The following is a 13,534-nucleotide window of genomic DNA, read 5'->3' on the forward strand; positions in this document are numbered from 1 at the left end:
TTCTGTTTAAGTCAATAAATTTAATTAGTGTTTAGGATAAATTATGAGCATAAATAGCAATGATCGCGTTTTAATTGAAGGTCTAACTGTTTTCACAACTATTGGTGTTTATGATTGGGAAAAAAATTTAAAGCAAAAGCTTATTCTTGATTTGGAGATGGCTTGGAATAATCAACCAGCAGGGAAGAGCGATGACGTATCACTCTGTTTAGATTATTTTTTAGTAAGTAAATCTATCACGTCTTTTATTGAGAATCACCAATTTGAATTAATTGAAACTGTTGCTGAACAGGTTGCTGAGCGGGTAATTAACGAATTTTCAGTTAAATGGATAAACATTAAGGTATCAAAACCCGATGCAATTGCTAATGCAAGTAATGTCGCTGTAGTCATTCAGCGTTCTGCTAAATAAATGGATTTAATCGATGAGTGATAAACAACAAAAAAAGGATGAAAAAACTTACCCTACGGGTCAAAAATTCGCAAACTATGAATCTGTTAAGATCAATTTTGTTGAGGCTTGTCGTTGGTATTTAAGTCGAAAAGTCCTTCCGCCTAGTGAAGGTTACGAGATGTTCAACCAAAAATGGTGTGAACCGATAGCGGTATCTTTCACTCACGATCGCGTTTGGTGGTTAGGTCATTCAAAATCGCTTATCCACCTGAACGGCAAAATGATATTTACTGATCCTGTGTTTTCACATAGAGCTTCGCCTTTACAATTTTTAGGCCCTAAAAGGCGAACTCTGCCGGCAATGAGTATTGAACAACTCCCAAATATTGATTTTATTGTTATTTCACACAATCATTATGATCACCTTGATTATGGTAGTATTCGAAAATTGGTAATCCGTTTCCCAAATATTGTTGTCCTTGTACCCTTAGGCTTAAAAAATAAACTAATGAAATGGGGAGCTAAACACGTAATTGAGCTTGAATGGTGGGATTCGGTTGAGATCAATAAACTTACTTTTACTGCAACCCCAGCTAAACATTGGAGTAAACGGGGGTTATTTGATGTCAACAAAGCATTATGGTGTGGTTGGGTCATTCAATCAAACAGGGATGATGTCAATCAATCAAAAACGGTCTATTTTATGGGGGATACCGGTTACTCAAAAATTTTAAGACAGATAGGCGAACGTTTTCCACGTATTGACATGGCACTTATACCGATAGGTGCTTATGCGCCTCGCTGGTTCATGCAATCCCAACATATCGACCCAAAACAAGCGATTCAACTTTTCGATGAGCTTAATTGTTCTAGGGCAATTGCGATACATTGGGGAACATTTGAATTAGCGGATGAACCTTTAGATGAGCCGCCAAAACTTTTATATCAATATCGTGAGGAGCGTCTCTTTCATTTGTTAAAAATAGGTGGTAGTCTATATATTAAACAAGGTATCTCTTAATTAGAAAGAAATTAAATATATCAAATTTATAAAATTCATTTTTTTGTTATAGGAAAGGAGAAAACAATGAAAGTAACAGTTGTCGGATTGTCATGTTTGATGCTTAGTCTTGGACTTATAGGTTGTGGTGGTCAAAATGATCAAGGGAAACAATATCGATGGTCAAAGGCTCATGGTGTCTTGGAAAGTTGTAATGGTGTGATGAGTAATTCACAACAATGTCAAAAAAACTCTAATAATCAGCAATACATGATCCAAATAGATAGGAATTAAAAGTGAGTGCTTGGCTAATTTATGCCTTACTTTCTGCAATTTCTGCTGCTTTGGTTGCTATATTAGGCAAAATCGGCTTACAGCACCTTGATGCAAATACGGCAACAGCTATACGATCTATTGTGATGGCAATATTTCTAGTTGGTGTGGTTATTTTTCAAGGAAAATTAAACTTAATCAATACGTTCTTTAATGATAAAAAAGCGCTATTGATCATCGCATTAAGTGGTATTGCCGGTGCATTATCTTGGTTATTCTATTTTATGGCGATCAAAGAAGGTAAAGTTTCACAAGTTGCCCCAATTGATAAGCTTAGTGTTGTGTTTGCGGTGGTGTTTGCTGCTGTATTATTTGGTGAAAAAATCTCGTTTCTTTCCGGCATTGGCGTAATAATGATTGCTGCCGGTGCGATATTAGTGGCACTATTTTAATAGTGCACTAAAAAGACTAACCGTGACGAATTCACCTTTAGTGACTTTGTCACGTTCTTGCTCTAATAAAATAAAACAATTAGCTTTATTAAACGTTTGCGTAATATGCGAGCCTTGTTGTCCAGTGCTCACCACTTCTAATTCACCATTAGCGTTTACTTGTAATATTCCACGTTGAAAATCCATTCTTCCAACGCTTTTTTTAAGGTCGGTTGCTGTTCTAACTTGAAAAGTTAAATCCATTGTTAAAGGTTCTAGCCCTGAAAGAATTGAAATCAGTGGTTGTACCAATTGATAAAAAGTCACCATGGTTGACACAGGATTACCCGGTAAACCACAAAATAGTGCATTGCCAATTTTCCCAAATGCAAAAGGTTTTCCTGGCTTCATGGCAATTTTCCAAAAATTGATTTCTCCTAAGGCTTCTAAAGCTGTTTTGGTATAATCAGCATCACCAACCGAAACCCCACCACTGGTAATAATTAAATCAGCTTGCTTAGAAGCTGTAATCAATGCTTGTTTAATCAAGTTTGGATTATCAGGGATAATACCTAAATCGACGATTTGACAATTGAGTTTTGTTAATAATAGTTTTAATGTAAATCCGTTACTATCATAGATAGCACTATTATTGGGTAATGGTTTATCAATCGAAGTTAATTCGTTACCGGTTGAAAAGATTGCAACTTTTAATCTTCGGTAAACTGAAACTTGATGGATGCCAAGCGTTGCTAACGTAGACAAAGTGGGGATTGATAAACGTTGCCCTTTGGCAACCGTGATGGCATCTTTTTTCACATCTTCGCCAATACGGCGAATATTATCACCTGCCTTAATTTCTTTAAGAAAAGTGACGCTTTGTTCTGTCGCTTGTGTATGTTCTTGCATAACAACGGCATCGGCTCCATCAGGCACGGGAGCACCGGTCATAATTCGTAAACAACTGCCGATAGGCCAGTTGAGATTACTGATGTCATCGCCAGCAAAAACCGCATTTGCGACAGGTAAAGTTCTTGATTGTTCAATATCTGCCAATCTTACTGCATAACCATCCATTGCTGAATTATCAAATCGAGGAACATTGATTGGTGAAATAATCGGGGCAGCCGTAATTCGATCGAGTGCTTCAGTTAATGATACTGTTTCGTGTTCTGGTAATGTTGCTGTTGAGCTGGCTTGCAATATGTTTTGCTTTGCTTGTTCGAAAGTCAGTAACATATCAATTTTCCTTATGTTGATTGATCATCCATTTTATCGAGAATGACAAAGTTGTATCATTGCCGTTGATTTATGATTATATGGAAAAGCTATCCATGTTTTAAATGCTTTAAACATTTAGATAATCAATTAAAGTCGAATTCAGTTTGTTAAATTTTGAAAAAGAACATTTTTCTAAATGATTAAACTTTAACGTCGCCATTAGGCGACGTCAATTTTATAAAATAACAAGTTAAGTTAGACATTAAATAAAAAGTTCATAATGTCACCGTCTTGCACGATATAATCTTTACCTTCAGAACGCATTTTACCTGCTTCTTTTGCTCCTTGCTCACCGCCATATTTGATAAAATCATCAAATGCAATGGTTTGTGCTCGAATAAAGCCTTTTTCAAAATCTGTATGAATTTTTCCGGCCGCTTGTGGTGCGGTATCGCCAACGGATATTGTCCATGCACGTACTTCTTTCACGCCTGCGGTAAAATAGGTTTGTAAATTAAGTAATTTATAACCTGCACGGATAACACGATTTAACCCCGGTTCAGTTAATCCTAAGTCTTGCATAAATTCATCTCGATCGGCATCATCAAGTTCTGAAAGTTCCGCTTCAATGGCAGCACAGACAGGAACGACAACCGCTTTTTCTTCTTCTGCAATGGCTTTAACTTTATCTAAATAAGGGTTATTTTCAAAACCGTCTTCGTTAACGTTAGCAATGTACATAGTTGGTTTTAACGTTAAAAAGCTCAAATATTTTATTGCATTTAACTCTTCTTTGCTGAGATCTAATAATAATAACTTTTTACCCTGTTCTAAGTGCGGTAAACATTTTTCAAGAATCTCAAGTTCAAACTTAGCATCTTTGTCACCGCCTTTAGCACGTTTTTGTAATCGCGTCATGGCACGTTCACAAGCTTCAAGATCAGCTAATGCAAGCTCGGTGTTAATAATTTCGATATCTTCTGCTGGGTCAATTTTACCTGCTACGTGAATAATGTTTTCATTTTCAAAGCATCGTACAACATGACCAATCGCTTCTGTTTCACGGATATTTGCTAAAAACTGGTTACCTAGTCCTTCACCTTTTGAGGCACCTTTAACTAGCCCTGCAATATCTACAAATTCCATTGTAGTGGGTAAAGTGCGTTGTGGTTTGACAATTTCAGCAAGCTGATCGAGACGAGGATCGGGCATTGGCACTACACCAGTGTTTGGCTCGATTGTACAAAACGGAAAGTTAGCAGCCTCAATCCCGGCTTTAGTTAGTGCGTTAAAAAGTGTTGACTTGCCAACATTTGGTAGTCCGACGATCCCACATTTGAATCCCATACTGTTTGTTACCTTTTATCGTTTAATTACTTAAAATAGTGGCTAATTATATACTAAATCGTACTATTTGTGCCAATGTTCTATCGTTGTTATGAATGTCTAAGCTCATTGAACATCATTTAGTAATACCTATCCAGCTAGTTAGTTTCTAATAGCTAAATGCTATATGGTATTAGAAGACGGTTAGTTTAATGACTCGAAACTCAATCCTATTTGATAAAGTTGATTCTTTTTAAGTCCGTATATTTCGGCGGTAATTGCTGCCGCCTTTTTTAATGGTAACTCTTTAACTAATAATTTTAAGGTGTTAATCACGTTAGGATCGATGTCCTTATCGGATTTAGTATGACCTTCAACGATCAGAACAAATTCGCCTTTTTGACGAGTAACATCTTCATTTAGCCAGTTTATTAATTGATTGACAGGATAACTGACGATGGTTTCCCATGTTTTTGTTAGCTCTTTGGCTAATACGATTTGTTTGTCTGTCCCAAATACAGTTTGCATATCTTGCAAGGTATCTAATAAACGATGAGTTGATTCATAAAAAATCATCGTTCGTGTTTCATTAACCAGTGTCGTTAAATAGTCCTGACGAGCTTTACTTTTAGCCGGTAGAAACCCTTCATAACTGAACTTATCCGATGGAAGTCCTGCAACCGATAAGGCTGCAATCGCTGCACAAGCACCAGGAATAGGAACGACTTTAATATCATTTTCTCGGCATGCTTTGACTAAATGATAACCCGGATCGTTGATTAAAGGGGTTCCGGCATCAGATATTAAGGCTATCGAAAGTCCTGAATTCAGTTTTTCGATTAAGATCTGGGATTTTTCTTGTTCGTTATGATCATGCAAAGCAAAAAGTTTCGCTTTAATGCCCAAATGTTGCAACAGTAAACCACTGTGGCGAGTATCTTCAGCAGCAATAAGATCGACATTTTTCAAAATTTCGATTGCTCGAAGTGTAATATCATTTAAGTTTCCAATTGGAGTAGCAACTATATATAGAGTCATTATTTGAAGTCACAGTAAAATTTTTGAAGAAGATTCTATTATATTTAACGGAAGTTTATATAATTGTCTATATTTAAAAAAGCTAAAACAAATTACATAATTTTCAATTTATCGAATAAAAAGTCTAACAGAAGTTTTTTGTTATGTCATAAGCTAGTTTCATTGTCAATTTACAAATGGTATAGTGATATTAATTTTAACATTTAAATTGTAAATGCATTGCTATAAACTTTAAGCAAGTTGATAGTAATCACATGTTAGAATGTAATAAAGTAATTCATTGATTTAAATTAAAAAAATATATTTAACTCGGGATAAATTATCATTAATATCATTAAGATAATAGATTTTTACAGTAAAATCGATAAAATAGGTGACTAATAGCGATTTTTACAAAATAAGATTAACGAATGAAAGGTATCACTGTGAAAAAAATTCTCTCATTAAGTTGTTTAAGTTTGATGATTACAGCGTGTACTCAGACTAATCCAGCGACAATTGAAGATATTTCAGATTCTTCTAGTAATTCTGGTTCTACGGTGTATGCCGAACCGCCAGCTAATATCTCAACAGGAGGTCGAGATTCTACTACGATAATTGATGCTAACCCATCAAGTAGTTCTGCGCCTGTTCCGGTAAGTTCGAGTAATAATAGTTCTGTCACGACGACAAATGAACGTATAGTATATAATCGTAATTATGATGATATCCCGAAAGGTGGCTATAAAGGGGATACTTATACGGTTAAACGTGGCGATACCTTATTTTATATAGCTTACATAACAGGTAATGATTATCGTTCATTAGCTGCAAAAAATAATATCAAAGAGCCTTATGCCGTAAATCCGGGTCAAGTCTTAGATGTGGGTGGCGGTACAACGGTTGTTGTGACCAAAAAAACCACTACCAAAAATAGTGACTATGGTTCCACGTCTCAAAGCTCGGCAGGTCAAAACAAAAATACATCACTTTCGACCACAACCACGATAACGACGACAACAACATCTGGTCATTCAACATTACCTAAGACAACACAAAGTACCCAAACGGTAAGTGTATCAGATACAAATCAAATTAAGTCGGGAAATTCAGCAACCGTTGCTAATATTTCATGGCAATGGCCAGCAAAAGGAAAAATTATCGAGAAGTTTTCTCAAGCGAGTAAAGGCATTGATATCTCCGGTTCATTAGGTGAAAAAGTTGTTGCCGCAGCTGATGGTCGAGTGGTTTATTCTGGTAATGCATTACCGGGTTATGGTAACTTGATTATTGTCAAACATAATGATGATTACTTAACTGCTTATGCTCATAATCAATCTATTTTAGTTAAAGAGCAACAAACTGTACGAGCAGGTGAACAAATTGCTACTATGGGGGCAACTGGCACCTCATCGGTTAGATTACATTTTGAAATTCGCTATAAAGCGCAGTCAGTTGATCCTATAAAGTACTTACCAAATTAATATATATTGAGTTTAATCATTCAATGACACTCAATAGGAATGCACAAAAAATTGTGCATTCCTTATTAAAAAGATACACCAAAAATTATTCTACGTAACAAAGGAGTTATATTCATGGCAGTAAAAAAATTAGTTCTTATTCGACATGGAGAAAGTGTTTGGAATCAAGAAAACCGTTTTTGTGGTTGGACTGATGTTGATTTATCTGACAAAGGTAATAAAGAGGCAGCAGAAGCAGGTCAATTACTTAAAAAAGAAGGTTTTGAATTTGATTATGCCTATACCTCAGTGTTAAAACGTGCTATTCACACATTGTGGCATGTATTAGATGAAGTCGATCAAGCATGGTTACCTGTTGAAAAAAGTTGGAAATTAAATGAACGTCACTACGGTGCGTTACAAGGCTTAAATAAAGCAGAAACTGCCGCAAAATATGGCGATGAGCAAGTTAAATTATGGCGCCGTGGTTTTGCTATTACTCCTCCTGCACTCGAAAAATCTGATGAGCGTTTTCCTGGACATGATTCACGTTACAGTAAATTACCTGAATCAGAATTACCATTAACTGAAAGCTTAGCATTAACGATTAAACGCGTACTTCCTTACTGGGAATCAACTATTGCACCACGTGTAGCAAGAGGTGAACGTGTTATCATTGCAGCTCATGGTAACTCTTTACGTGCTTTAGTTAAACATCTAGATAATATTAGTGATGACGATATTATCGATCTTAACATCCCAACGGGTGTGCCTTTAGTTTATGAGTTTGATGACAATATGAAAGTGATCAAACATTACTATTTAGGTAATGCTGATGAAATTGCAGCTAAACAAGCAGCAGTTGCAAATCAAGGTAAAGCAAAATAGTTTTTTTATTTAATGCTAATAAGAAAAGGTAGGTTAAATAACTTACCTTTTTTCTTTTCAAATTATTCCGTGTGTTATTCATTTATTTTATTTTGAGGCCATATTTTGTCAAAAATTTATTATATTTACGCCGTAATGAACGCTGGTAAATCGACTGAGTTATTACAAATCGACCATAATTATTTAAGTAACAATATGAAAACTTTACTGCTTAAATCGTCTGTCGATACTCGTGATTCTGCTGTTGAAATAGTATCACGCTTAGGATTACGTAAAAAAGCATTACAGCTAGATGATAATAGTGTTGATGAGATAATTGAATTAATCAAACAAAATGATTATGCCTGTATACTGATCGACGAAAGTCAGTTTTTATCTCGAAATACCATTTGGAAATTATCCGACGTTTGTGATGAATATGGCGTGCCGATGATGTTTTTTGGACTAAAAACAGATTATATGGGACATCTTTTTGAAGGTTCGAAAACGTTACTTGAAATAGCGGATAATTTTAGAGAGCTCAAAACCGTATGTTGGTGCGGTAAAAAAGCCACAATGAATCTATTGGAAGGCAAAGATGGCAAGATTGTTAAGTTTGGTAATTCGATTCATTTAGGTGATAGTGAGTTTCATTCTGTGTGCCGCAAACATTGGAAAGCTGGACAGGTTAGACCCAATCGTTAATTGTTGTTAAATAAAATCATTTCATTAAAAGTATTAAGATTATTGATATTTTTTCTTTGTAAAAAATGTGAATAATCTCTCATTTTTAATATTTTCTTTTTGTTGATTTATCTCATTGTATGCCATATTGACTGAAGCGATTCAGTTTAGTTGTTTCAATAAATTATGAGGAATTAACATGAAAGTTAAAATCATTTCACTTGCAGTTTTAGCGTGCTTTACAACCATGACAGCTAATGCTAAAGAGTTTGTGCTAATTGATACCGAAAAAGATGTAGCAAAAGGAAATTGGTCAATCTCAAACAAAGATTTAGGTATTAGCGCCGAAAAATTTTCTGTTACAAATACAGTATTAAAAGGTGGCAAGCAAGAAGGTAGTGAACTATTAACAATCACCAGTAATGATTTTACCATAAAGTTGAGTCCAACGCGTGGATTAGGAATAATTTCAGTTGTTGGTGATGGTATTCGTATGGGTTGGGATTCACCTGTTGATGAAATTGTTAACCCTAAATTTATCAATCTTGAAAGCCGTGCCGGTCTTGGTTGGTTAGATGGTTTTAACGAAATGATGGTTCGTTGTGGATTTGAATGGACAGGGCATGCAGTGCAAGCCGATGGAATGATGTATACATTGCATGGACGAGCTCAAAATACACCTGTATCAAAATTAGTCGTTGAAGTGTCAGACAAAGCGCCATACACCATTACAGTTAAAGGCTTGATTAAAGAAAACACATTCAAAAAGAGCAATCTTGAAACATGGGCATCAATAAGTTATGTGCCAGGAAGTAAAGAGTTTACGGTACATGATGTTGTGACCAATAAAGGTGATTACACAAAAGATTATCAAATCATTTATCATAGCAATTACGGTACGCCAATTTTGGAAGAAGGCGCCAAATTTGTTGCCCCAGTCCGAGAAATCTCGCCATTTAATGACTATGCAAAAGATGGATTAAAAACATGGCAAACATATCTAGGGCCAACCAAAGGTTTTGACGAAATGGTATTTAACGTTTATCCGTATGCCGATGCGAATGGTAAAACGCAAGTTATGTTAACGAATAAAGCAGGGGATAAAGGCACGGGTATTGCTTTTAATATCAAAGAACTTCCTGTTCTTTCTTTGTGGAAAAATACCGATACACTTAAACAAGGTTATGTTACGGGGCTAGAACCCGGAACCAGTTTTGCCTATCCTGTTACGATTGAACGTGAACAAAAACGGGTACGTCAGTTACAACCTGGTCAAAGTACTGAATTTACGTTAACTTATAGTATATTATCCGGTAAAGATGCTGTCGCCAACTATGCTCAGCAAATTCAAGCAATTCAAGGTAATCAAGAAACGAAGGTAGTTGAACAGCCCATGGCTAAGGAATAAGTTATAACAAATCGCACCGCTAACAAAAAGTTGGCGGTGACTTTCACTCCACCACTAAATAAATTCCCATATATTGTTACCTTATCGCATTAATCTAAGCTAAAATAAACTTAGAAAATTCGATGTAACTGTAGGAATCAATATGAAAAGAATGATAGTTGGTATAAGTGGTGCAACAGGCTTTGCTTATGGTATCAAAGCTTTAGAACTCCTGAAACCAATGGACATTCAAACCCATCTTGTCATATCAAAAGCGGCAAAAATAACGGGAAATTACGAACATTCTAAATCCCAGTTAGCACAATTAGAATCTTTAGCCGATATTGTCTATTCTGTTGATAATATTGGTGCTGCAATTGCGAGTGGGTCATATAAAACAATGGGAATGTTGGTCGCACCTTGTTCGATGCGAACACTGGCAGCAATAGCTCATGGTCTATCTGATAATTTATTAACACGTGCTGCTGATGTCGTTTTAAAAGAGCGCCGTCGATTAGTTTTAATGACACGAGAAGCCCCATTACATTTAGGGCATATTAAAAATATGGAAGCGGTAACATTAATGGGTGGAATTATTTTCCCGCCTGTTCCTGCGTTATATCAACATATTGAAAGTGTCGATGATATTATTACCCATAGTGTTGCCAGAGCGCTTGATCTGTTTGATATAGACGTACCTAGTTTAGCACGCTGGGGTGAGGATATGAGTCTTAATCAAAAACCTGAAGAAAATAATGAAGACATCTGACCATAAAATCGTAAAATTTATTAAACAGCAACATGTTCTAAGTTTAAGCGTAATATTAACGGACAACCAACCATGGGCATGCAATGCATTTTATGTATTTGATGATGTCAATTTTTGCTTATATTTCTTATCTGAAATGAAAAGCAAACATGCACAAGCTATGCTAAAAAATCCTAATGTTGCTGGTACGATTAGCATTAGTCCAAAATCGATCGCCAAAATTCAAGGGATACAATTTATGGGCAAAGCTGAATTGCTTGCTGAAACTCAAGCAAGTCATGCATATAAGCTTTATTACCGTGCCTTTCCTTTTGCCAGAGTGATGAAAGCACCGATTTGGTCTATTAAATTACAACAAATCAAGATGACGAATAATCTCATGGGCTTTGCACATAAAACCCATTGGCAGCGTAATGAAGATCTTTAAAAAGTTTTAAGCATAATCTTCAGCTAGCGAATAACGACTGATATAAACATCGAATTATTATGATTTTAGTGGGATTCCTTCTTCAAATTCAGGATAACCATCGCAAATAGTATCCCAATTCGCTTTTGAGCCGGTGAAGATATGAATACGTTTTTCGGCATTAATTGGTTCATTAATCAGACCGATGCGTAATCGATAAGTTTCGTTATCATTATCACGACTAGAAAAAAGGTGCGAACCACATTTAGCACAAAAATGGCGATTGACCCCTGAGCTCGAAAAAATTGTTATATTTTTTTCGCCTTTAATAATAGTTAAATCGTCTTTATTAACCGCTGTTGCTGCATTAAAAGCCGAACTTGTTTGTTTGCGACAACGCGAGCAATGACAAAAAACAATCGTTTTGATATCACTATTTAATCGATAGACAATTTCACCACATAAACAACAACCTGTCATCATAATCAATTTCCCTTTTTTATTTATTCGATTTCTTACTTTCTAACTCATTGTAATATAATAAATACATAAGTACATAAATAAAAACTGAAGTACATGCTTTTTGAGAATGAAAAAATCATCATTAATGAGTGGCAATAGTCGAATCAACTTACAGTTTCCCATATTTTACTTATGAGAAACTGTTTAATTAGCATTTTTCAATAAAATAACGCATTATGCGGTTGTCGGTCGTGAGTTCGGGATGGAATGCGCAGACTAAAATATTATTTTGTTCAGCCATTACACAGTGATCATCAATAAATGCAAGTTGATTTACTTGTTTACCAGCGTGGATGATATAAGGAGCACGGATAAAAATAGCTGGAATGTGTTCGCCAATTGACGCTATGTCTAAAAAAGCTTCAAAACTTGCAACTTGTCGACCAAATCCATTGCGTTCAACGGTAATATCCATTAATTCAAGCAGTTCAACTTCATGATGAGTCGTTGTCATACCACAAAGAACTAAGCCGGCACAGGTGCCTAAAATTCCTTTACCTTGACGGGCAAATTCTTTAATGGGTTCAAATAACCCATTTTGTTTAATTAGTCGGCTAATTGTAGTAGATTCACCGCCTGGAATAATTAGACCATCTAATCCCGCTAAATGTTCTGGTTTTTTTACTGTTACCGCAATCACATTTTCGATACTCAGCAGCATGGTTACATGTTCACTAACCGCACCTTGTAAGTTAAGTACGCCAATTTTTTTTAACCGTAAGGGTTTGAGTGATTGCATCGTTACCAACCTCGTTCTTGCATTCTTTCGAATTCAGACAATTTACTGATCTCAATGCCTTTCATTGCCTCACCTAATCCTTTAGATAGTTCTGCTAAGCGTGGATAATCATCATAGTATGTCGTTGCCTGCACAATCGCTTTGGCAAATTTTTCAGGATGCTGTGATTTAAAAATACCCGAGCCAACAAAAACGCCGTCTGCGCCAAGTTGCATCATTAAAGCTGCATCGGCTGGGGTTGCAATGCCTCCAGCAGCAAAGTTAACAACAGGTAATTTACCCAACTGTTTGATTTGTATGACGAGTTCATAAGGTGCACCGATCTCTTTTGCCAATGTCATTAGTTCATCTTTAGATTTACTGTTTACTAATCGAATTTGTTCGTTAACTCTGCGCATATGGCGTACCGCTTCAACAATATTACCTGTACCCGGTTCCCCTTTTGTGCGTAACATCGATGCCCCTTCACCTATTCGACGCAGTGCCTCGCCTAAATCTCGACACCCGCAAACAAAAGGTACGGTAAATTCATCTTTGAGTAAATGGTACTGTTCATCAGCAGGCGTTAATACTTCGCTTTCATCGATATAATCAACGCCCATTGATTCTAAAATACGGGCTTCGACAATATGACCAATACGCGCCTTTGCCATAACAGGGATTGTAACCGCTTTCATCACGGCTTCTACGATAGTTGGATCTGCCATTCGGGCAACACCACCGGCAGCACGAATATCTGAAGGAACCCGTTCCAGTGCCATAACGGCGACAGCGCCAGCTTGTTCAGCAATTTTGGCTTGTTCTGCATTCACCACATCCATAATCACGCCACCTTTTTGCATTTGCGCCATACCCCGTTTTACGGTCTGTGTTCCGGTAATTTTATTCATCACATCTCCTAATTGAAATCAATTAATACTGGATGACGTATTATTTAAAATTAACGTTAGGGAAGAAACAGCCAATTGGACTATAATTAGGTCATCCAATTTTTGCTCGTTGTCTGGCAAGGTTTCAAATTTTGAGTAATCGATA

16 protein-coding genes are annotated in these 13,534 nt (G+C 36.2%); 10 read left to right on the top strand and 6 right to left on the bottom strand.

The window, feature by feature from the left end; translation table 11 throughout:
- Positions 1-43: 43 nt before the first annotated feature.
- The 4 genes from folB (at position 44) to GYM75_RS04445 (ending at position 2,119) form a co-directional block, all read left to right on the top strand.
- The gene (folB, locus tag GYM75_RS04430) at positions 44-412 is read left to right on the top strand and encodes a dihydroneopterin aldolase (protein WP_220216959.1); all 369 of its coding nucleotides are present in this window, start codon (positions 44-46) and stop codon (positions 410-412) included.
- 13 nt (positions 413-425) lie between these two features.
- On the top strand, positions 426-1,415 hold the full coding sequence (locus GYM75_RS04435) for an MBL fold metallo-hydrolase (protein WP_220216960.1): 990 nt from the start codon (positions 426-428) through the stop codon (positions 1,413-1,415).
- A gap of 66 nt (positions 1,416-1,481) precedes the next feature.
- A complete protein-coding gene (locus GYM75_RS04440) occupies positions 1,482-1,688 on the top strand; it encodes a hypothetical protein (RefSeq protein ID WP_220216961.1) in 207 nt (68 codons plus the stop codon).
- A 2-nt stretch (positions 1,689-1,690) separates the two neighbouring features.
- Positions 1,691-2,119 (top strand): EamA family transporter, encoded by a 429-nt coding sequence (locus GYM75_RS04445; RefSeq protein ID WP_220216962.1) that lies wholly within the window; start codon positions 1,691-1,693, stop codon positions 2,117-2,119.
- Here GYM75_RS04445 and moeA read toward each other — a convergent pair.
- The 3 genes from moeA to rsmI form a co-directional block, all read right to left on the bottom strand.
- The gene (moeA, locus tag GYM75_RS04450; RefSeq protein ID WP_220216963.1) at positions 2,111-3,337 is read right to left on the bottom strand and encodes a molybdopterin molybdotransferase MoeA; all 1,227 of its coding nucleotides are present in this window, start codon (positions 3,335-3,337) and stop codon (positions 2,111-2,113) included. The two genes, GYM75_RS04445 and moeA, sit on opposite strands and share 9 nt — an antisense overlap.
- Before the next feature lie 237 nt (positions 3,338-3,574).
- A complete protein-coding gene (ychF, locus tag GYM75_RS04455) occupies positions 3,575-4,666 on the bottom strand; it encodes a redox-regulated ATPase YchF (RefSeq protein WP_220216964.1) in 1,092 nt (363 codons plus the stop codon).
- A gap of 183 nt (positions 4,667-4,849) precedes the next feature.
- A complete protein-coding gene (rsmI, locus tag GYM75_RS04460; RefSeq protein WP_220216965.1) occupies positions 4,850-5,683 on the bottom strand; it encodes a 16S rRNA (cytidine(1402)-2'-O)-methyltransferase in 834 nt (277 codons plus the stop codon).
- 410 nt (positions 5,684-6,093) lie between these two features.
- Between rsmI and nlpD the strand changes: the two genes are divergently transcribed.
- The 6 genes from nlpD to GYM75_RS04490 all read left to right on the top strand — a co-directional run bounded on the left by nlpD (position 6,094) and on the right by GYM75_RS04490 (position 11,259).
- Positions 6,094-7,146 carry a murein hydrolase activator NlpD gene (gene nlpD / locus GYM75_RS04465; protein ID WP_363317371.1) on the top strand — a complete coding sequence of 351 codons (1,053 nt, stop codon included), beginning with the start codon at positions 6,094-6,096 and terminating at the stop codon, positions 7,144-7,146.
- 114 nt (positions 7,147-7,260) lie between these two features.
- Entirely contained in the window at positions 7,261-8,013 is a 753-nt protein-coding gene (gpmA, locus tag GYM75_RS04470; protein ID WP_065559417.1) for a 2,3-diphosphoglycerate-dependent phosphoglycerate mutase, read from the top strand.
- Positions 8,014-8,118: 105 nt separating this feature from the next.
- Positions 8,119-8,697 (top strand): thymidine kinase, encoded by a 579-nt coding sequence (locus tag GYM75_RS04475; protein WP_220216967.1) that lies wholly within the window; start codon positions 8,119-8,121, stop codon positions 8,695-8,697.
- 178 nt (positions 8,698-8,875) lie between these two features.
- The gene (locus GYM75_RS04480) at positions 8,876-10,084 is read left to right on the top strand and encodes an aldose 1-epimerase family protein (protein ID WP_220216968.1); all 1,209 of its coding nucleotides are present in this window, start codon (positions 8,876-8,878) and stop codon (positions 10,082-10,084) included.
- Between the two features lie 142 nt (positions 10,085-10,226).
- The gene (locus GYM75_RS04485; RefSeq protein WP_220216969.1) at positions 10,227-10,832 is read left to right on the top strand and encodes a UbiX family flavin prenyltransferase; all 606 of its coding nucleotides are present in this window, start codon (positions 10,227-10,229) and stop codon (positions 10,830-10,832) included.
- The gene (locus tag GYM75_RS04490; protein ID WP_220216970.1) at positions 10,819-11,259 is read left to right on the top strand and encodes a pyridoxamine 5'-phosphate oxidase family protein; all 441 of its coding nucleotides are present in this window, start codon (positions 10,819-10,821) and stop codon (positions 11,257-11,259) included. The genes GYM75_RS04485 and GYM75_RS04490 overlap by 14 nt, the downstream gene beginning before the upstream one ends.
- Before the next feature lie 57 nt (positions 11,260-11,316).
- On the opposite strand, the gene GYM75_RS04495 is transcribed toward GYM75_RS04490, so the two are convergent.
- The 3 genes from GYM75_RS04495 to pdxS form a co-directional block, all read right to left on the bottom strand.
- Positions 11,317-11,721 (bottom strand): GFA family protein, encoded by a 405-nt coding sequence (locus GYM75_RS04495; RefSeq protein ID WP_220216971.1) that lies wholly within the window; start codon positions 11,719-11,721, stop codon positions 11,317-11,319.
- Positions 11,722-11,908: 187 nt separating this feature from the next.
- Positions 11,909-12,499: a pyridoxal 5'-phosphate synthase glutaminase subunit PdxT gene (pdxT, locus tag GYM75_RS04500; RefSeq protein WP_220216972.1), complete on the bottom strand. Its 591-nt coding sequence runs from the start codon at positions 12,497-12,499 to the stop codon at positions 11,909-11,911.
- Between the two features lie 2 nt (positions 12,500-12,501).
- On the bottom strand, positions 12,502-13,389 hold the full coding sequence (pdxS, locus tag GYM75_RS04505; protein WP_220216973.1) for a pyridoxal 5'-phosphate synthase lyase subunit PdxS: 888 nt from the start codon (positions 13,387-13,389) through the stop codon (positions 12,502-12,504).
- Between the last annotated feature and the right edge of the window lie 145 nt (positions 13,390-13,534).

The organism is Gilliamella sp. ESL0441 (genome assembly GCF_019469185.1).
Classification (GTDB): Bacteria; Pseudomonadota; Gammaproteobacteria; order Enterobacterales; family Orbaceae; genus Gilliamella.